Genomic DNA, 19,352 nt, shown 5'->3' with positions numbered 1-19,352 from the left:
TATAGACAGTGTGACGGGGGTCGCCATTTGCAATGAAGAACAGCCAACCGTTGTGGCGGCTGGCTGTGGTGGGAAAAAACGTTAAATTGTTGTGGAAAAAAGCATCAGACAGTGCGTTTCGCTTTTTGCTTGTAACGGTCGAAGATCACCGCTGCCAGCAGGATTAAGCCGCGAACCACGTACTGCGCGAAAGGAGAAATATTAAGCAGGTTCATGGCGTTTTCCACGGTGCCTAAAATTAAGATACCCGCCACCACATATGAGATTTTTCCGATGCCACCTTTCAGAGAAACGCCACCTAAAACGCAGGCGGAGATAACAATAAGCTCATAACCAATCGACGTCATTGGCTGCCCACTAGTCATACGTGAAGCCAGAATAATTCCGGCTATCGCAGATACCAGGCCAGAGAGAACAAAGATAATAATTTTGGTGCGAACAACCGGTACACCCGCCAGACGCGCAGCCTCTTCGTTCCCGCCAATCGCCAGGGTGTTACGACCAAAGGTGGTTTTATTCAGCAACAAACCAAAGATAATCAGACACGCGACGGTGAGCCAGATTGGCGCAGGCAGACCGAACCAGTTAGCGTAACCAAGGGCAAAGAAGCTTTCATCTTCGATACCGACCGCTTTACCGTCTGAAATGATGTACGCCAGACCTCGAACAATCTGCATCGTTGCCAGTGTTGTGATCAGAGCATTTATTTTCAGTTTGGCGATAACAAAGCCATTGACCAGGCCACAGAGAATGCCAAGCAGCAACCCCGCTGCCACGCCAATCCACAGGCTTTCAGTCAGGTTGATAACCACCGCCGTGGTGACACCCGCACAGGCAATTACGGAGGCGACAGAAAGGTCAAAGTCACCGGAAGCAAGGCAGAACAACATGCCACACGCCACCATCCCCGACATGGAAATTGCCAGGCCCAACCCTTTCATATTAATGAAGGTGGCAAAATTTGGGACAAAAATGGCACAGGCGATAAAGAGCACCGCAAACACCACCAGCATGCCGTACTGATCCCAGATACGCCCGAAGCTGAATGACGACTTAGGTGCGCCAGACCCCGATGTAGAAACAGAAGACATCATACTCTCCTTACTCAGGCAACTGCCTGGCTGACTTTAGGCATCGCAAGGCTCAGTGCCTGACGCTCATCTGCCTGCTCGTGTAACAATTCACCGGCGATTTCACCTTCCCGCATCACCACAATCCGGTCGGCAACGCCGAGGACTTCAGGTAAGTCGCTGGAGGCAAACAGCACCGCCACACCCTGCGCCGCCAGCGCATAAATCACGTTGTAAATTTCATGCTTAGCACCAACATCAATGCCGCGCGTAGGTTCATCCAGCAAAATGACCTTCATCTCTTCCGATAACCAGCGGCCCAGAATGGCTTTTTGCTGATTTCCGCCTGAGAGATTCATGATCAGTTGCTCAGCGCCCGGCGTTTTGATGTTGAGCGAACGAATGTGGTGATCGGCATTGTTTTCTTCCCAACCGTTGTTGATTACACAACCGCCGAGCACATGTTTACGTCTGGCACTGATGTTGATATTGTCGCGAACGGAGTGCACGGGAATAATGCCTTCCGCTTTGCGATCTTCCGGGCAGAGCATCATGCCTGCGGCAATGGCGTGGCTCGGTTTACGAATATCGATCGGCTGTTGGTCGATATAAACCTGACCGGCGGTGATTTGCGTCCCGCCAAACAAGCCTTTCATTAATTCGCTACGCCCCGCTCCTACCAGACCAAACAGCCCAACAATTTCACCACTGCGAACCGCCAGACTTATTGGAGTACGCACGCCTGGTGCTTTCACAGCATCAAGACGCAGGCGCTCCTCGCCATAACTACGAGGTTGCCAGCCGTAGATATCGCCAATGTCGCGCCCGACCATCGCCTGCACCAGCGCGTCGTGGTCAACCTGCTGCATATCGGTAAAGGTTTTGACATAACGTCCATCTTTAAAGACAGTGATGGCATCGCTGAGGGCAAATATTTCTTCCATACGGTGAGAAACGTATAAGATCACCCGCCCCTCTTTTCGCAGTTCACGAATAACGCGGAAAAGATTGTCGATTTCGCGGGCAGAAAGGGAGCTGGTTGGCTCATCAAAGGCGATAATTTTAGCGTTACGCGCCAGCGCCTTGGCGATTTCAACCATCTGCCACTGACCAATGGAGAGATATTTCAGCGGCGTGTCCGGGTCAATATCCATACCAAGATGTTTAAGTTGTAAACCCGCCTCATAATTCAGCAATGAGCGATTCACAATGCCGCCTTTATGCGGCAGCTGGCCGAGATAGATGTTTTCCGCGACGGTCATTTCCGGCACGAGATGCAGTTCCTGGTAAATAATCGCCACACCCGCATTAAGTGCTGCGGTCGTGTCGGAAAAGGACATTTCCTGCCCATTAATCACTACAGAACCCGTGGTTGGCGCATAGTTGCCGCTGAGGATTTTTAAGAGAGTTGATTTTCCTGCGCCATTTTCACCCATCAACGCATGAACCTGACCGGCATAGCAGTCAAAACTAATATCCGTCAGCGCCTTAACGCCGGGAAACGTTTTACCGATGCCGCGAAATGAGAGATACGGGGTAGACTGTTGCATAACGTCTCCGTGAATCACTGGTCGTTCACACCCCCTCTGCATCATGCAGAGGGGAATTTTTCCGGCAAATTACTTACCGCCTAAACCTTTTTTCTCCAGTTCTTCTTTAAAGTTGTCACGCGTGATCAGCACCACGTCGGTAACTTCGGTAAATTTTGGCGGTTCAACGTCTTTTGCTACCCAGTTGTAAAGCATTTCGCTGGATTTATAGCCATGTACGTCCGGGCTTGGCAGCAGGGAACCGTAGAAGCCGGTTGCCTGTGCTTTAGACAGTTCGCTCACCGCATCCACACCGTTAATGCCAATGCCGATGATATCGGCAGCTTTAAAGCCCTGACCTTCCGTCGCGCGTACGCCGCCCAGCACGGTGCTGTCGTTCATACCGACGATCAGCCAATGTTTAACTTCCGGATGTTGAACCAGCATTGAGTTGGCAGCGTCAAATGCCCCCGGGATGTCGTTAGATTTGGTAGGTACCTGATAAATTTGTTTTTCCGGGAATCCGGCCGCTTTCAGCGCATCCATAGAACCCGTTGTACGGCGACGTGCCGTATCCAGTTCGTTGGCGGTAATCGCCATCACCGCGCTTTCTTTGACATCCCAGCCACGTTTCTGCATCTCTTTATACAGTTCCTGACCCTGACGTTCGCCAATTTTAGTCGCCGCCATCATCACCAGCGGAACGGTATCCATTGGCTTACCTTTGGCGTTAACAAACTGGTCATCCACGGCAATGACTTTCATATCGTAGCCACGCGCTTTCGCGACGATGGCAGAGCCGAGTTTGGGGTCCGGAGTACAAATAACGAAACCTTTTGCGCCACTGGCAGCCAGGCTGTCGATCGCGTTCAATGTTTTTTCGCCATCCGGCACGGCAATCTTAATAACCTCAAACCCTAAATCCTTCCCGGCTTTATCGGCAAACTTCCATTCGGTCTGGAACCACGGCTCTTCCGGTTGCTTCACCAGGAAACCGAGCTTCAGGTTCTCCGCCATAGCGGATTGTGACATAACGGCTGCCAGACCAATGGCTGCCAGGGCTTTAGTAAATTTGTGCATGGTTCTCTCCAGCTTTAGTGTCGTTTTGTGTAGGGCAAAAACGAATGACATTCGTTAAATTAATCGGAAAACAAAGCATTACCTTTTAACTAAAAGATAAGTGACTGTGTTGACATAGTTTTAGCGAGAAATTAATTCTCCATAGGAGAGCAATATCACATCGCAGAATTACAGTGAGAACGTGCATAAATTTAGCGGGAAAAGACATAAGGGAAAGCCAATTTGTCAGACAAATTGTCGAATGCACAGCAGATTAATCCATAAGATTAGCCTGGAAATCCTTGTTGTCTTTGGTACCCATGCGGGATGTCTTCTTTTTAACCAGTCAATAGGCCGCATTACCTGGCGTTGAGTTTTTGAAATGGTGTAATAACCGCAACTCAAAGATGTGGAAAATGCACGTCATTCATTTCACCATTAATTATCACTGTGCTCATTAATTAACAGAACACGTATAATGAGAGCCATCTCGCAAAAATGAAAAAACGTTTTATAAAATCATCACTTCATCATGAATTCAAATTCATTGATTAATATCAATAAGATACAAAAAGCACTATCATTAAAATTCATTGCAGTTACATTGATTTCATCAATGAAATGTAAAAATATATAAACTTGATGATTTAAGCATTTTCTTATACCCGTTCAGACGTTATTCTTATTTCAGATCATCGTCAGAATTGACTCCACGATCACATTTCGGACCGGCAGAAAGGAATTATTCTGCAAACAGTAATTATGGTGTTTTGATTTATCTTGCACCTCTCCACTTCTGGATATAAGGATATTAGGTATGGCAACCGCTGGAATGCTTCTCAAACTCAACTCTCAAATGAACCGCGAGTTTTACGCATCCAATCTCTACCTTCACCTGAGTAACTGGTGTTCTGAACAGAGTCTGAACGGCACCGCCACTTTCCTTCGCGCCCAGGCACAGAGTAATGTGACCCAAATGATGCGCATGTTTAACTTTATGAAGAGTGTCGGCGCTACCCCCATCGTTAAAGCCATTGATGTTCCCGGTGAAAAACTGAACTCTCTGGAAGAACTGTTCCAAAAAACGATGGAAGAATACGAGCAACGTTCTAGTACGTTGGCACAGTTAGCCGATGAAGCGAAAGAACTGAATGATGATTCAACCGTCAATTTCCTGCGCGATCTGGAAAAAGAACAGCAGCATGATGGTCTGTTGCTGCAAACCATTCTTGATGAAGTGCGCAGTGCGAAACTTGCGGGTATGTGCCCTGTGCAGACCGACCAACATGTTCTGAATGTCGTGTCACACCAGCTGCATTGATCATCATCGGCGCTAATGCATTGCGCCGATGAAGGTTTTGAGAAACCGCTGCCTCATCTGTTTGAAGCAGCGGTTTTTTTAATGGGATTCACCCTGTGGGGTAAACTTGAGTTCAATAAGCGCGATGGCTTTTTGGATTGCCCGCATGGTGACCGGGTCTGCGGCGGCGGGATGGTTAGTAAAGTCGATATTCTTCAGCTGACTGGACATTTTTTCACGAACTTCAACGGGCGCGATTACATCGAGAACATCCAGAATTTGTTTGATAACCAACTGGCAAGCAACCACATCAGAAACCAGTTCCTGATCGGCATTCAGCGGCTGGGACATCGTAAACTCCTGATAGCATTTTGAAAGCCGTTATAGTAGCGGCTTCACATCTTCAGCGATAGTCACATCCACCGTCATCAGGACACAAAAAAACCTGCCGGAGCAGGTTTTTTGTTATCGGAACATATTGCCTGGCGGTACGTCTTTGAACGTCTTGCAATAGTTATTGAACATACTTTTCAGGATTTTGCGCAGTTTCATCGCGGCACTCCGACCATTTGTTATACAGGTGTTATTGTCTTTGCGCTTATAATATGACAATCATCACAAAAATCAATCTTTATGTGATACAAATCACATAAATACCCCTTTAATGTTATAAAAATGATAATCAAAAAACAGCCCCCCTATTTCTGACACCTACAGATGGCAAGAAATAGCGCCTGCCAGGCGTCTTTTCCGGCCATTGTCGCAGCACTGTAACGCGTAAAATAGTGCTTTCTCTTACTCTTCTGGCTGGACCATGAGACTTCTGATTCTGACTCTTTCATTAATAACGCTGGCGGGGTGTACGGTTACTCGCCAAGCCCATGTGAGCGAAGTTGACGCGGCAACAGGTATTGTACGGTTAGTTTATGACCAGGCTTTTTTGCAGCATGCCCATACCGATCGTTATGTCAGTCGCGGGATCGCCGATCGCGCATGCCAGCAGGAAGGCTATACCCACGCGGTCCCCTTTGGTCAGCCAGTAGGCAACTGTAGCCTTTTTGCGGGTTCCTTATGTTTGAATACGGAATTCACTTTGTCATATCAGTGCCATCATTCCGCCTTCCCTGTCTTTCTCTAAATATTTTAATCAGCGAGGGGATCTTCGCTGATTAAAGAAATAGCGGTAATGCGTTTTATTCCCATTCGTATTTTTAATAATTGAAGTTTATATTTTACCTTTTGCAAATAATAAAATAACAAATTATAGTGACGCCACAGCAACAAATATAACCTTTGTGGAGCACTATCATGCTGAAACCAGAAATGATTGAAAAACTTAATGAGCAGATGAACCTGGAACTGTACTCTTCACTGCTTTATCAGCAAATGAGCGCCTGGTGCAGCTATCATACCTTCGAAGGTGCTGCCGCGTTCCTGCGCCGTCACGCCCAGGAAGAGATGACGCATATGCAGCGTCTGTTTGATTACCTGACTGATACCGGCAATTTACCGCGTATTAATACCGTTGAATCTCCGTTTGCTGAATATTCCTCACTTGATGAATTATTCCAGGAAACCTATAAACACGAACAATTAATCACCCTGAAAATTAACGAACTGGCTCATGCTGCAATGACCAATCAGGACTACCCAACATTTAATTTCCTGCAATGGTATGTTTCTGAGCAGCATGAAGAAGAGAAACTGTTCAAATCGATTATTGATAAATTAAGCCTGGCAGGCAAAAGCGGCGAAGGTCTGTATTTTATCGACAAAGAACTCTCTACCCTCGACACACAAAACTAATGCTCTCCGGCGGCAGGTTTACTGCCGCCGTTTCAAATCAGTGACGGCAAATCTTACTCTGATCGGTCGAAAAACCGTCTTTCGAAGGTATAAATTTGCCTTTTGCTGCCAGAAACGCTACCAGCTCTCCCGCTGTCATCCCTTCTGCCGAGCAGGTGTGAAAACGTGCCTGTTCACCAAAACGCGCTTTAATCGCAGCTTCCAGACTGGCATGCGTATATTGCTCGCCTGATTCAATCATCATATTTAACACTTCATGACCGTGAATAGAGTCCATCGTCCCTCCTCAAAAAAAGCCTAGCGTAGCGATTGCCGCTTATGAAGACTTTGCGCCAGCGCAGGACTGAATGCTTTTTATTGTACATTTATATTTACACCATATGTAACGTCGGTTTGACGAAGCAGCCGTTATGCCTTAACCTGCGCCGCAGATATCACTCATAAAGATCGTCAGGACAGAAGAAAGCGTGAAAAACAGAACCCTGGGAAGTGTTTTTATCGTGGCGGGAACCACAATTGGCGCAGGCATGCTGGCAATGCCGCTGGCTGCGGCAGGTGTTGGTTTTAGCGTCACGTTAATCTTGTTGATTGGGCTTTGGGCGTTGATGTGCTACACGGCGCTATTACTGCTGGAGGTGTACCAGCATGTTCCGGCAGATACCGGTCTTGGCACGCTGGCAAAACGCTATCTGGGACGCTACGGTCAGTGGCTGACGGGCTTCAGTATGATGTTCTTAATGTATGCTCTGACTGCGGCATACATCAGCGGTGCCGGTGAATTGTTGGCCTCCAGCATCAGCGACTGGACAGGTATTTCAATGTCGGCAACCGCTGGCGTGCTGTTGTTCACTTTTGTTGCCGGTGGCGTGGTTTGTGTCGGGACATCGCTGGTCGATTTGTTTAACCGTTTTCTGTTCAGCGCCAAAATTATTTTTCTGGTGGTGATGCTGGTATTGCTGCTACCGCATATTCACAAAGTGAATCTTTTAACCCTGCCGTTACAACAGGGGCTGGCTCTGTCAGCAATCCCGGTGATTTTTACCTCATTTGGTTTTCACGGTAGCGTGCCGAGTATTGTCAGCTATATGGATGGCAACGTTCGTAAGCTACGCTGGGTGTTTATAACCGGTAGTGCGATCCCCCTGGTGGCATATATTTTCTGGCAGGTGGCAACGCTTGGCAGCATTGATTCAACAACCTTTATGGGATTGCTGGCTAATCATGCCGGATTAAACGGGCTGTTACAGGCATTACGCGAAATGGTGGCCTCTCCGCATGTTGAGCTGGCAGTGCATTTATTTGCTGATTTAGCCCTCGCCACGTCATTTCTCGGCGTTGCGTTAGGCTTATTTGATTATCTGGCTGATTTATTTCAGCGTTCAAATACCGTTGGTGGACGGTTGCAAACTGGTGCAATTACCTTTCTGCCGCCGTTGGCGTTTGCACTGTTTTATCCACGAGGATTTGTGATGGCGCTGGGTTACGCCGGTGTGGCGCTGGCGGTACTGGCATTGATTATCCCTTCGCTGTTGACCTGGCAAAGCAGAAAGCACAATCCTCAGGCGGGTTACCGGGTCAAAGGTGGTCGTCCGGCGCTGGTGGTGGTGTTTCTCTGTGGTATTGCTGTGATTGGCGTGCAATTTTTGATTGCGGCAGGGTTGTTACCAGAAGTGGGGTGATCAGATAGCCTCAAATTCCTTATTGGGTGCCAGAATTAACGCTGACACCCAATTTGACCTCTTAATGCAGGCAGCACTGCTTAAATTTCTTACCACTACCGCACGGGCAAGGATCGTTACGCCCCGGTTTCTCTTCTGCTTTGATCGGTTGCTGAACAGCTTTTTCCTGCGGATGCGCCATCCAGTACGCATGTAGATCAAGCGCCGCCAGTCGAATGGCATCTACGCTCTCTTCAAACGCTTCTGGCGACATTTTCTCTACCCGCTCGAAGTTTTCCTCAGTACCGTGCAGCGCAATCGCCTCCAGCGCTGGTTTTAACGAATCGGGCAACGTTGACCAGTCAGAAAGTGCCACGCCCCGCATATAGCCAAAGCACCACTCCTCAACAATCGTCAGCTCGCTGCCATCAACTTCTCGCAAGCCGAATAACGGCTCAAACTGCTCCGGGAATTCGTTCAGACGCTCTGCGGTATCGGCCATATGTTGAAAAGCCAGATTCATAAAGCGCGTCATCTCTTTCTCTGACGCCCAGCGCGGCACATAGTCAGCCCCACCCCACACGGCAACCAGCCACTGTTCCGGTTCAATCTCTTGCGGAGAACTCAACACCGCCGTCAATAAACCGTCCAGCTCCGCCACATCAAGGATGGCGTGGTCAGTGTTGTATTTGGTCAGAATATCGTCCAGCCATTCCAACTCACTTTCGTTTAACGGTCCCGTTTTCATACGCTTTTCCTTGTGGATCTCAACTCGCCAGCACCTATCTTACATGCCGGTCCGTATCAGAGATACTTTTTGAGTGGCTTTGCTGGTGATTAAAAATTAAGGAGGGTGTAACGACAAGTTGCAGGCACAAAAAAACCACCCGAAGGTGGTTTCACGACACTGCTTATTGCTTTGATTTTATTCTTATCTTTCCCATGGTACCCGGAGCGGGACTTGAACCCGCACAGCGCGAACGCCGAGGGATTTTAAATCCCTTGTGTCTACCGATTCCACCATCCGGGCTCGGGAAGAAAGTGGAGGCGCGTTCCGGAGTCGAACCGGACTAGACGGATTTGCAATCCGCTACATAACCGCTTTGTTAACGCGCCAAATTCTTCAGGCCTTTCAGCCAGACATCCGCTGACGCCGATGTCTTTTAAACTGGAGCGGGAAACGAGACTCGAACTCGCGACCCCGACCTTGGCAAGGTCGTGCTCTACCAACTGAGCTATTCCCGCATTCATCAAGCAATCAGTTAATCACTTGATTTTATTATCGTCTGGCAATCAGTGCCGCCGTTCGATGCGTTGCATTCTACTTACCTGGCGCGATGAGTCAACGATATTTTTCACCACTTTTGATTGTTTGCTGAAAATTACGCCGAAACGATCACTGTTCAAGCAAATCTGCACGCGCAGCGCTCAAATATTGCAACATTGACCACAGAGTCAGTACCGCAGCCACAAAGAAAAGTGCAATACCGGCGTACTCAACCCAAATGTTCGGACGCCACAGCAGCCAGGCCAACGCCACCATCTGGGCAGTGGTTTTCACTTTCCCAATCCAGGAGACAGCCACGCTACTGCGTTTACCCAACTCCGCCATCCATTCGCGTAGCGCAGAAATAATAATTTCACGGGCGATCATCGTTGCCGCCGGTAAGGTCACCCACCAGCTGTGATAATGCTCGGTTACCAGCACCATGGCGATAGCCACGAGAACTTTATCTGCGACAGGGTCAAGGAAAGCACCAAACCGGGTACTCTGGTTCCAGCGGCGTGCCAGAAAACCATCGAACCAGTCAGTCACCGCCGCGACGCAGAAAATGAGCGCGGCGGCAAACGGCGACCAGGTGACAGGCAGATAAAAGACCAATACAAAGAATGGGATAAGGATGACACGGAACAGTGTAAGCAACGTAGGGATATTAAATTGCATAATGACGGGTAACTATCTGTTGTCAGTAAGATTACCCCTATGTTGCTACAGAGACATCAATGTTTCAACGACCAGAAGATCTTTTCTGCCAGACCTTGCGAAATACCCGGCACTTTTGCAATTTCCTCGACGCTGGCGTTACGTAAACCTTGCAAACCGCCCATATATTTCAACAACATTTGCCGGCGTTTTGGCCCGACGCCTTCAATGGTTTCCAGGGAACTGGTATTTTTGACCTTCGCCCGTTTTTTACGGTGCCCGCCAATCGCGTGATCATGTGATTCATCGCGAATATGCTGGATAACATGCAGCGCGGGAGAATCTGGCGGCAAACTGAATCCCTCACCTTCCGGCTCAAAGAACAGCGTTTCCAGCCCAGCCTTACGATCTGCTCCTTTGGCAACGCCAAGTAGCAGCGGATGATTTTTATCCCATGAGACATCCAGTTCGGCGAAGACATTTTTCGCCTGCGCAAGCTGGCCTTTGCCGCCGTCGATAAGTATCACATCCGGGATCTTACTGTCGTCGATGGCTTTACCATAACGCCGACGCAGCACCTGATTCATCGCCGCATAATCATCGCCCGGCGTGATGCCAGTAATGTTATAGCGCCGATACTCCGCACGCAGCGGGCCGTTAGCATCAAACACCACACAGGAAGCGACGGTTTGTTCACCCATGGTATGGCTGATGTCAAAGCACTCCATCCGCTTCACTTCCGGCAATTTCAACACGCTGGCAAGCGCGGTCAGTCGCTGGTGAACGGTAGATTGCTGCGAAAGTTTGCTGGTTAAGGCCGTCGCCGCATTGGTGCGCGCGAGTTTCAGATAACGCGCCCTATCGCCGCGAGGTTTGGTTTGAACATTAATCTTGCGTCCCGCCAGTTCTGAAAGGGAATCGGCGAGCAGCGTTTTATCGCTAAGATTAAAATCGAGCAGGATCTCACCCGGTAAGGTGCGCATCTGGCTGCCTTGTAAATAGAACTGGCCTACGAAGGTTTCTACCACCTCGCTCAGTTCCGTACCGCCAGGCACTTTCGGGAAATAGCTGCGGCTGCCGAGCACTTTGCCCTGACGAATGAACAATACGTGGACACAAGCCATGCCCGCATCGAACGCCACACCAATAACGTCGAGGTCGTCGCCGGTATTGGAAACGAATTGTTTTTCGGTGACGCGTCGCACCGCCTGAATTTGGTCGCGAATACGTGCAGCTTCTTCAAACTCCAGATTCTGGCTGGCAGTTTCCATACGACTAATGAGTTGCGTAAGCACCTGATCATCTTTACCAGACAAAAACAGGCGCACATACTCGACCTGCTGAGCGTATTCTTCTTCACTCACCAGTCCTTCAACGCACGGTCCCAGACAGCGCCCTATCTGGTATTGCAGACACGGACGCGAGCGATTGCGATAAACACTATTTTCGCACTGGCGAATGGGGAAAATCTTTTGCAGTAGCGCCAGTGTTTCACGTACGGCATAGCCATTCGGGAACGGGCCGAAATATTCACCTTTGGCATGCTTCGCACCACGATGCATCGCCAGACGCGGGTGGGTATCACCACTCAGGAAGATAAAAGGATATGATTTATCATCGCGTAGCAAAACGTTGTAACGCGGCTGATAGAGTTTGATGTAGTTGTGTTCCAGCAACAGCGCTTCGGTTTCTGTGTGAGTAACCGTTACATCAATTTGCTGGATCTGGGCGACCAGCGCTTCGGTTTTGCGCGAAGCGAGGTTGCTACGGAAATAGCTGGAAAGCCGTTTTTTCAGGTCTTTCGCTTTGCCGACATAGATAACCGTACCACCAGCATCGTACATGCGATAAACGCCTGGCTGGCTGGTTACGGTTTTTAAAAACGCTTTTGCGTCAAACTGATCACTCACTGACTTGATAATGTCTCCGCATTACACAGACCATGGCGAATTGCCAGGTGAGTCAGCTCAACATCGCCATGAATGTTTAGTTTACTGAACATACGATAGCGGTAGCTGTTCACCGTTTTCGGACTGAGATTGAGCTGTTCTGAGATCTCATTGACCTTCTGGCCCTTGGTGATCATCAGCATAATCTGCAATTCACGTTCAGACAAACTGGCAAATGGGCTTTCTGTTTTTTCTGGTTCGATCTGGCTTAACGCCATTTGTTGAGCGATGTCAGAAGCAATGTAACGCTGCCCTGAATAGACAGAACGAATCGCACTCACGACTTCCTGCGGAGCCGCGCCTTTGCTGAGGTAGCCCGCAGCACCGGCCTGCATGACTTTCGCTGGTAAAGGGTTTTCTGTATGGACGGTAAGCATGATGATTTTGACATCAGCTGTGGAACGCGCGATTTTACGCGTCGCCTCAAGACCGCCAATGCCCGGCATACTCATGTCCATTAGCACCACGTCAACGGCATTTGTCCGGCACCACTTAACGGCGTCTTCACCGCACGATGCCTCACCGACGACTTTTATACCCTTTATATCTTCCAGAATGCGTCGTATCCCTGCGCGCACCAGTTCGTGGTCATCAACAAGTAGAACGTTGATCAAAGGAATATCTCCAGAAATAGGGATAACGCTACTGATAGTTAGTCATTCGTATATTAGCGGTTTTTATTGCAACTTTGAAACGTTAAAAATGGTGGGTATTCGATTTTTCTCTCGTTTTTGTCAATTCGATTGTCCACAGTTATGGTCACGCCCGTCACCAACGGCTTACCGGATCGTTTCACAGTAAGCCCTACGATGAAATGTGACAAAAATTGACTTTATTCAGCAAAAATGAAAATCAGCCCGCTGAATATGTAACATTAATTAACCCGAACAATACGGGCAAAAAACATTCATGATAAAAATATTTATTGGTCATTATATTAACGTATTTTATAGCACTGCCGATATCACGCTCAAAAAACAACCACTGCTATTTTTAGCAAAGCTTATGGTATACTCCGCCGCCTTAACATTTTTCACCGCAAATTTTCATTGCAACATGACGAGGAAAATAAATGAGTACGCCTGATTTTTCTACTGCCGAGAATAATCAAGAACTGGCAAATGAAGTCTCCTGCCTGAAAGCGATGCTGACGCTGATGCTGCAGGCGATGGGACAAGCTGACGCGGGCCGCGTGATGTTAAAGATGGAAAAACAGCTTGCGCTGATCGAAGACGAAACCCAGGCTGCAGTATTTTCCAAAACGGTTAAGCAAATTAAACAAGCCTACCGTCAGTAATATAAAACCGGCTGAGAGCGTGCCTTTCAGCCGGTTTTTGCATCTGGCACGCAGAAAGAAAAGCGATCAAATTAAGCCAGTAGCGGCCGCGTAACAGGCCACCTGGGTCTTATTTGGTGCATTGATTTTTTTCTGCATGTTTTTCTGATGGAAATTGACCGTATTCTCAGAGATTGACAAAATCATCGCTATCTCTGCTGATGTCTTCCCTTCCGCCGTCCATTTCAGAATTTCTTTTTCGCGCTTGCTGAAATTCATCTCTGGCGTCATCACTATTTCATCATTTAAACGCATCAGAGCCATCAGACTTTCGCGCACCAGTAACTGCATTTTTAATTGCAGTTCATCACTAAGAATGGGTATTTCGCGAGCGCTGCAACGGGAAAAGGACAAAAAGCCCAACGCCCGATTTGGCAGCATTAAATACTGAGTGACACCGCGGCGTAAACCATGTGCGCGCGCGGCTTCCCATAACGGCTGTGCTTCGCTGAATAAGTCATCATTCCACATTAAATGGCCCTGACTAAAGTTTTCAGGGTTCAGCACCGGATCAATTGCGAGAAAATTTTTTGCCTGATAATAACTAACCCACGACTCAGGGTAATTGGTGTAGAAAGCCACTTTAGGTCGCGTGAATGGTACCGGGTGGCGAACACATAACGAATAGTAATCGTACTCCAGCTGCTGAGCCTGAAGCTCTATTTCATGGTAGACCTCTTCTGCGGCCTCCATCCTCTGAAAACGCAACAGCATCGTGCGACGCCAGCTGAAAAAATCCGTATCCTGCATAGTAAACCGCAACGCCCCTGAGAGTGAGTATCATTTATAATGATAATTCAAACTATCACATAAATAAGATTTATATATAATTTATATTATTCAGGCAATGAATTACTTTTGCAAGCCATCGCATTCTCTTATGTTATTAATGAGTTATGCTGATTTGTTAAGCAGTTTTATCACGCTTGAAATGGCGTCCCGCCCCGACAGGTGAATCGTCGGGGCTGATTTTTTCTTATTATTGCAGCAGAAACTTCTCGAGGAACTGGCGGGTGCGAGGCTGCTGGGGATCGGCAAATAACGCTTTTGCTGCCCCCTGCTCGACTATCCGCCCCTGGTCCATAAAAATCGCCCGGTCCGCAACATCCCGGGCAAAGCTCATTTCGTGCGTCACAATCACCATCGTGCGCTTTTCCTGCGCCAGCTGACGAATGGTGTTCAGGACTTCGCCCACCAGCTCTGGATCCAGCGCCGACGTTGGCTCGTCAAACAAAATCACCTCAGGACGCATAGCCAGCGCACGCGCAATCGCAACACGCTGCTGTTGACCGCCAGACAAACGACGTGGATAGCTGGTTTCTTTACCGGCCAGCCCAACTTTCGCCAGCAGCTCGCGAGCGCGCGCCGTGGCCTCTTCTTTCGGTTCGCCTTTGACGATCACCGGCCCTTCAATAATGTTTTCCAGCACCGTACGATGCGGAAACAAATTAAAGTTCTGGAAGACAAACCCGACGTGCTGACGCAACTGGCGAATCAGCGATTTTTGCTGACTTAATGAACGTGCAGTATCAATAGTGATATCGCCAACGGTGATCGTTCCCGCTTCCGGTTGTTCCAGCAGATTTATGCTGCGTAGCAACGTGGTTTTGCCGGAACCACTCGGACCGATAATTGCCACCACTTCGCCAGGCTTTACCTCGAGGTCGATACCGTGCAGCACCGTCTGACCGTGAAATTTTTTCACCAGGTTCTTAACTTCAATGGCACTCATTTTGGTTCTCTCTCCTGGCGATTAAGTTGATTCTCAAAATGGTTCTGCAACGTCGATAATACTGTCGCCATGATCCAGTAGATGAGCGAAGCCGCCAGGTACATGGTGAACACCTCCAGCGTGCGCGAGGTAATCAACTGCGCCTGACGGAACAGCTCCGGCACCTGGATTGTCGCGGCAAGCGACGTATCTTTTACCAGACTGATAAAGCTGTTCGACAGCGGCGGCAACGCCACCCGCGCCGCCTGTGGCAAAATCGCGCGACGCATGGTCTGCCATGGCGTCATACCAATACTGGCTGCAGCTTCCCACTGACCTTTATCAATAGAAGAAATGGCGGCGCGAAGCGTTTCGGCAGCATAGGCGGCAGTGTTGAGCGACAGACCAATCATTGCTGACGGAATGGGATCTAATTCGATACCAAACTGCGGCAGGCCGTAATAGATCATAAACAGTTGTGCGATGAGCGGTGTACCACGAAAAATAGAGATATAAAAACGCGCCAGCCAGCGCACGGGCCAGATTGGCGACAGGCGCATCAGCGCGAGAATAAACCCGAGTAGTAAGCCAAAAAACATGCCGCCGATACTGAGTTGCAGGGTATACCCAGCCCCTTTCAACAGGAACGGCAAGGAATCAATAACCAGTTGTATACTTTCTTGCATGAGCGTTCCCGGAGCTAAACGTGGGGATGATAGGCGAACAGCGCAGGCGCGCCGCCGGTATGAATAAACAGAATCGGCCCTTCATCTTTGAAGCGTTTCTGACTGATACCGTCAATCAGCCCCGCCATCGCTTTTCCGGTATACACAGGATCAAGCAGAATGCCTTCCAGACGCGCCAGCAATTTCACTGCTTCCATGCCTTCGTCGTTCGGCACGCCGTAGCCAGGTGCAAAATAGTCATCCCAGAGTAAAATTTCCGCTGATGCGGTCAGCTCCAGTTCTTTCGCAATCGCCTGTTGTAGGTTAACCACTTTCGGCAATTGATCGGCAACGGAACGCGACACGGTCACGCCAATCAGTTCGCTTTCAGGCATCAGGTGTTCCAGCCCAACAGCCAATCCGGCGTGAGTTCCGGCACTGCCCGATGCGACCACCACCGACGAAATATTAACCGCCCCTTCACACTGTTGCGCGATTTCCAGCGCACTCTCCACATAACCCAGCGCGCCCAGAGCATTAGAACCGCCAACCGGAATGACATACGGGCGAAAGCCTTGTGCTTCGACTCGCGTCGCCAGCTCTTCCAGTTGGGCATTGGGATCGGTCAGTGCGTCGCACATTTCAATCTGGGTATTGAACAGATCCAGCAACAAACGATTGCCGTTGGTTAAATAGTTTTCTGCGGTTGTGCCAATAGGATTTTCCAGCAGCGCCACGCAGTGCAGGCCGAGTTTCGCCGCAACTGCGGCAGTCTGCCGCACATGGTTAGACTGGATCGCGCCGGCAGTAATCAGCGTATCGGCACCTTCGCGCAGGGCATCTGCCGCGAGAAATTCCAGCTTACGTAATTTATTGCCGCCCATTGCCATGGGTGTGACGTCATCCCGTTTGATGAAAATTTCCCGTCCAAGATAATCAGAAAAGCGCGGCAGATATTCGAGCGGCGTTGGCGCGCCGATAAACTCCAGCCGTGGAAAACGGGTTAAATTATGCAGTGGCATAATAGCCTCCGATGTGTGTTGTTGTGATTTTCTTATTATGCACGCTGAAAACGCGTAAATAAAAAAGGCGCTAGTGAAAGCGCCCTTTTTTGTCATTATGCTGATTATTTGGTCACATCAGCACCAAACCATTTTTCGGAAAGGGCTTGCAGAGTGCCATCTTTTTGCATTTCCGCAATTGCATCGTTCACTGCTTTCAGCAGGTCTTCATTTCCTTTACGCAGCGCCACGCCAGACTCCTGACGGGAGAATGCTTCACCGGTTACTGCCAGCGTATCGTTGGTTTTCTTCACCAGATCCAGCGCCGCCAGACGGTCAACGAGGATCGCATCGATACGGCCTACGCGCAGATCCTGATATTTGGTCGGGTCATCATCATAGGTACGCACATCGACGCCCTGAACATTCTGCCGCAGCCACTCTTCATAGTTGGTGCCCAGACCGACACCCACTTTTTTGCCTTTCAGATCAGCAGCCGTTTTAATGGTGCCTTCGTTACCTTTTTTCACCAGCGCCTGAATACCAGAAATGGTGTACGGGGTAGAGAAATCGTATTTTTTCTTGCGCTCATCAGAAATGGTGACCTGATTAATCACCACATCAATACGTTTAGAGTCCAGCGACGCCAGCATACCGTCCCATTTGGTCGGTTTTAGTGACGCCTCAACGCCAAGATGTTTTGCCAGCTGTTGGGCAAATTCCACTTCAAAACCGGTTAATTTGCCGTCATCCCCCTGAAAACTGAACGGCGGATAAGTTCCTTCCAGCCCTACCAGTAGCGTACCGCGCTCTTTGACTTTATTAAGCAGACCTTCATCTGCAAAACTTTTAACGCTCATGCCCGCAACCAGCGCCACGGCCATCACACCCATCAATGCCTGACGTCCCAGATGTGCTAATTTCATATTCACCCCGAATGTTGTTATGTCTGTTTGCAGTGTAGAGCCATTGTTTGTAAACACAAAAACAACTCCGCTACATCTTATTCTTATTTAATATATATCAGAAGCAGGCAGGCTGGAGGATTTCTGCACAAGTCCGCTACACGTTTGACGCTGATAGTGTTGATACTTCCGTAATGCGATGCGGTAATTGTTGGTGCTGGTGGTGGGCAGCCACGGGGCGAGGATTTCATCAAGGAAACCGTCCTGCAGCTGTTCGAGGGAAATATTTTGCTCGTGTAGATGATTCCCCAAACGGCGCAAACGAACGACATATTCACGCACCGTACCTGGGCTCATTTCAGTTTGCTCAAAAAGAAATTGCTTAAAGCCGATAATATCGAAAAAATCACTCTGCGTTTTGCAATGTAAATCACCGCAAAATCGGCACAATGCCGCCCATGATTTTTGTTCCGTTTGCCAGCCATTTTCATCAAGCAGCGTGTCCAGGCGGGAAATCTCGATTTTATTCACTATTTTGCCGTCGCGAACTAAGGTAATGCGATCGAGTAATTTACGGCAATGCGCGCAATGGGTCTGGCTGTGTTTAAAGTCTTTAAGATAGCGGCTTAATGGCCGTCTTTTCAGGTGCTGCACCATCATTAAGAACTCCTGGTAGTCAAAATTAAAGTGCGGCATTTACTGACGTTATAACTTACCCAGTTTAGTGCGTAACCGTTTAATGGCCTGGCTGTGTAACTGACTGACCCGCGATTCCCCGACCTCCAGCACCGCGCCAATCTCTTTGAGATTCAGCTCTTCCTGGTAATAGAGGGTTAATACCAGTTTTTCGCGCTCCGGCAACGTTTCGATAGCTTCCATCACTCGCTGGCGCAGATTACTGTCCAGCAGTTGTTGTAGCGGGTTTTCTCGCTGATGATCATCAGTAACCAGTTCGATGCTATCGCCGTGCTCTTCGCGCCACTCATCGTAGGAGAAGAGCTGGCTGTTATTGGTGTCGAGCAACATTTGGCGATAATCGGCAATATCGATCCCTAAACGTTCCGCTACCTCAGTTTCCGTGGCGTTGCGGCCAAGTTCCTGCTCCAGTTGCCCTATTGCCTGTGCCACTTCACGCGCGTTGCGTCGCACGCTGCGCGGCACCCAGTCACGGCTGCGAAGTTCATCCAGCATAGCGCCACGGATACGCTGCACTGCGTAAGTTGTAAATGCCGTTCCTTGTAGGGCGTCATAGCGTTCGACGGCATTAAGTAACCCAATGCCGCCCGCCTGTAGCAGATCGTCAAGTTCCACGCTCGCGGGCAGTCGAACCTGCAGGCGCAATGCTTCGTGACGCACCAGCGGGACATAACGCTGCCACAGCGAGTGTTTATCCATTACACCTTCAGCGGTATAGAGTGAATTCACGATAAACAGCCCTG

General features: G+C 49.0%; 23 protein-coding genes, 3 tRNA genes and 1 pseudogene. 7 read left to right on the top strand and 20 right to left on the bottom strand.

Going from position 1 to position 19,352, the window contains the following annotated elements; translation table 11 throughout:
• Positions 1-104: 104 nt before the first annotated feature.
• From araH to araF, 3 genes are all read right to left on the bottom strand, one after another.
• The gene (gene araH, locus FTE26_RS13310; protein WP_000100203.1) at positions 105-1,091 is read right to left on the bottom strand and encodes an arabinose ABC transporter permease AraH; all 987 of its coding nucleotides are present in this window, start codon (positions 1,089-1,091) and stop codon (positions 105-107) included.
• 14 nt (positions 1,092-1,105) lie between these two features.
• Positions 1,106-2,620 carry an arabinose ABC transporter ATP-binding protein AraG gene (gene araG / locus FTE26_RS13305; RefSeq protein WP_001187810.1) on the bottom strand — a complete coding sequence of 505 codons (1,515 nt, stop codon included), beginning with the start codon at positions 2,618-2,620 and terminating at the stop codon, positions 1,106-1,108.
• 69 nt (positions 2,621-2,689) lie between these two features.
• Positions 2,690-3,679 (bottom strand): arabinose ABC transporter substrate-binding protein AraF, encoded by a 990-nt coding sequence (gene araF, locus FTE26_RS13300; protein ID WP_000548675.1) that lies wholly within the window; start codon positions 3,677-3,679, stop codon positions 2,690-2,692.
• A gap of 796 nt (positions 3,680-4,475) precedes the next feature.
• On the opposite strand from araF, the gene FTE26_RS13295 reads away from it, so the two are divergent.
• The gene (locus FTE26_RS13295) at positions 4,476-4,979 is read left to right on the top strand and encodes a non-heme ferritin-like protein (RefSeq protein ID WP_000179469.1); all 504 of its coding nucleotides are present in this window, start codon (positions 4,476-4,478) and stop codon (positions 4,977-4,979) included.
• 78 nt (positions 4,980-5,057) lie between these two features.
• On the opposite strand, the gene yecJ is transcribed toward FTE26_RS13295, so the two are convergent.
• Positions 5,058-5,309 (bottom strand): DUF2766 family protein YecJ, encoded by a 252-nt coding sequence (gene yecJ / locus FTE26_RS13290; RefSeq protein ID WP_000082127.1) that lies wholly within the window; start codon positions 5,307-5,309, stop codon positions 5,058-5,060.
• A gap of 114 nt (positions 5,310-5,423) precedes the next feature.
• Positions 5,424-5,510, bottom strand: coding sequence for a stress response protein AzuC (gene azuC / locus FTE26_RS13285; protein ID WP_010723106.1), 87 nt, complete (start codon positions 5,508-5,510; stop codon positions 5,424-5,426).
• A 262-nt stretch (positions 5,511-5,772) separates the two neighbouring features.
• Between azuC and FTE26_RS13280 the strand changes: the two genes are divergently transcribed.
• Positions 5,773-6,096: a YecR-like lipofamily protein gene (locus tag FTE26_RS13280; RefSeq protein ID WP_001237869.1), complete on the top strand. Its 324-nt coding sequence runs from the start codon at positions 5,773-5,775 to the stop codon at positions 6,094-6,096.
• Between the two features lie 170 nt (positions 6,097-6,266).
• Positions 6,267-6,764 (top strand): non-heme ferritin, encoded by a 498-nt coding sequence (ftnA, locus tag FTE26_RS13275; protein ID WP_001348483.1) that lies wholly within the window; start codon positions 6,267-6,269, stop codon positions 6,762-6,764.
• A gap of 37 nt (positions 6,765-6,801) precedes the next feature.
• Here the strand turns inward: ftnA and FTE26_RS13270 are convergent, their stop codons facing one another.
• Positions 6,802-7,041, bottom strand: a complete 240-nt coding sequence (locus FTE26_RS13270) for a YecH family metal-binding protein (protein ID WP_000377225.1) — start codon at positions 7,039-7,041, stop codon at positions 6,802-6,804.
• A 190-nt stretch (positions 7,042-7,231) separates the two neighbouring features.
• Here FTE26_RS13270 and tyrP point away from each other — a divergent pair, with 190 nt between their 5' ends.
• The gene (gene tyrP, locus FTE26_RS13265; protein ID WP_000797573.1) at positions 7,232-8,443 is read left to right on the top strand and encodes a tyrosine transporter TyrP; all 1,212 of its coding nucleotides are present in this window, start codon (positions 7,232-7,234) and stop codon (positions 8,441-8,443) included.
• 61 nt (positions 8,444-8,504) lie between these two features.
• On the opposite strand, the gene yecA is transcribed toward tyrP, so the two are convergent.
• From yecA to uvrY, 7 genes are all read right to left on the bottom strand, one after another.
• Positions 8,505-9,170, bottom strand: a complete 666-nt coding sequence (gene yecA, locus FTE26_RS13260; protein ID WP_000847902.1) for a UPF0149 family protein YecA — start codon at positions 9,168-9,170, stop codon at positions 8,505-8,507.
• A 195-nt stretch (positions 9,171-9,365) separates the two neighbouring features.
• Positions 9,366-9,452, bottom strand: a tRNA-Leu gene (locus tag FTE26_RS13255).
• A gap of 12 nt (positions 9,453-9,464) precedes the next feature.
• Positions 9,465-9,538: transfer RNA gene (locus tag FTE26_RS13250), tRNA-Cys, on the bottom strand.
• Positions 9,539-9,591: 53 nt separating this feature from the next.
• Positions 9,592-9,667: transfer RNA gene (locus FTE26_RS13245), tRNA-Gly, on the bottom strand.
• A gap of 151 nt (positions 9,668-9,818) precedes the next feature.
• Positions 9,819-10,367, bottom strand: a complete 549-nt coding sequence (pgsA, locus tag FTE26_RS13240) for a CDP-diacylglycerol--glycerol-3-phosphate 3-phosphatidyltransferase (RefSeq protein ID WP_001160188.1) — start codon at positions 10,365-10,367, stop codon at positions 9,819-9,821.
• A gap of 56 nt (positions 10,368-10,423) precedes the next feature.
• Positions 10,424-12,256 (bottom strand): excinuclease ABC subunit UvrC, encoded by a 1,833-nt coding sequence (gene uvrC / locus FTE26_RS13235; protein ID WP_001283421.1) that lies wholly within the window; start codon positions 12,254-12,256, stop codon positions 10,424-10,426.
• Entirely contained in the window at positions 12,253-12,909 is a 657-nt protein-coding gene (gene uvrY / locus FTE26_RS13230; protein WP_000611335.1) for a UvrY/SirA/GacA family response regulator transcription factor, read from the bottom strand. Before uvrY ends, uvrC begins: the two co-directional genes overlap by 4 nt.
• A gap of 141 nt (positions 12,910-13,050) precedes the next feature.
• Here uvrY and FTE26_RS20110 point away from each other — a divergent pair.
• The 3 genes and pseudogenes from FTE26_RS20110 to yecF form a co-directional block, all read left to right on the top strand.
• Positions 13,051-13,122: pseudogene (locus FTE26_RS20110) on the top strand (transcriptional regulator); the annotation flags it as partial.
• Between the two features lie 82 nt (positions 13,123-13,204).
• The gene (gene yecU, locus FTE26_RS13225; protein ID WP_000590347.1) at positions 13,205-13,381 is read left to right on the top strand and encodes a protein YecU; all 177 of its coding nucleotides are present in this window, start codon (positions 13,205-13,207) and stop codon (positions 13,379-13,381) included.
• Positions 13,368-13,592, top strand: a complete 225-nt coding sequence (yecF, locus tag FTE26_RS13220) for a DUF2594 family protein YecF (RefSeq protein WP_000106474.1) — start codon at positions 13,368-13,370, stop codon at positions 13,590-13,592. Before yecU ends, yecF begins: the two co-directional genes overlap by 14 nt.
• 66 nt (positions 13,593-13,658) lie before the next feature.
• Here the strand turns inward: yecF and sdiA are convergent, their stop codons facing one another.
• From sdiA to fliA, 7 genes are all read right to left on the bottom strand, one after another.
• The gene (gene sdiA, locus FTE26_RS13215) at positions 13,659-14,381 is read right to left on the bottom strand and encodes a transcriptional regulator SdiA (RefSeq protein WP_001154279.1); all 723 of its coding nucleotides are present in this window, start codon (positions 14,379-14,381) and stop codon (positions 13,659-13,661) included.
• A 229-nt stretch (positions 14,382-14,610) separates the two neighbouring features.
• On the bottom strand, positions 14,611-15,363 hold the full coding sequence (gene tcyN, locus FTE26_RS13210) for an L-cystine ABC transporter ATP-binding protein TcyN (RefSeq protein ID WP_001272994.1): 753 nt from the start codon (positions 15,361-15,363) through the stop codon (positions 14,611-14,613).
• On the bottom strand, positions 15,360-16,028 hold the full coding sequence (tcyL, locus tag FTE26_RS13205) for a cystine ABC transporter permease (RefSeq protein ID WP_001158220.1): 669 nt from the start codon (positions 16,026-16,028) through the stop codon (positions 15,360-15,362). The genes tcyN and tcyL overlap by 4 nt, the downstream gene beginning before the upstream one ends.
• 14 nt (positions 16,029-16,042) lie before the next feature.
• On the bottom strand, positions 16,043-17,029 hold the full coding sequence (gene dcyD / locus FTE26_RS13200; RefSeq protein ID WP_001128215.1) for a D-cysteine desulfhydrase: 987 nt from the start codon (positions 17,027-17,029) through the stop codon (positions 16,043-16,045).
• Between the two features lie 104 nt (positions 17,030-17,133).
• Positions 17,134-17,934, bottom strand: coding sequence for a cystine ABC transporter substrate-binding protein (gene tcyJ, locus FTE26_RS13195; protein ID WP_001295643.1), 801 nt, complete (start codon positions 17,932-17,934; stop codon positions 17,134-17,136).
• A gap of 87 nt (positions 17,935-18,021) precedes the next feature.
• A complete protein-coding gene (gene fliZ, locus FTE26_RS13190; RefSeq protein ID WP_001396188.1) occupies positions 18,022-18,573 on the bottom strand; it encodes a flagella biosynthesis regulatory protein FliZ in 552 nt (183 codons plus the stop codon).
• Positions 18,574-18,618: 45 nt separating this feature from the next.
• Positions 18,619-19,338: an RNA polymerase sigma factor FliA gene (fliA, locus tag FTE26_RS13185; RefSeq protein ID WP_001087467.1), complete on the bottom strand. Its 720-nt coding sequence runs from the start codon at positions 19,336-19,338 to the stop codon at positions 18,619-18,621.
• Between the last annotated feature and the right edge of the window lie 14 nt (positions 19,339-19,352).

This window comes from Escherichia sp. S10b (genome assembly GCF_028421345.1).
Taxonomy (GTDB): Bacteria; Pseudomonadota; Gammaproteobacteria; order Enterobacterales; family Enterobacteriaceae; genus ECMA0423.
This window is presented reverse-complemented; position numbering and strand designations above follow the sequence as displayed.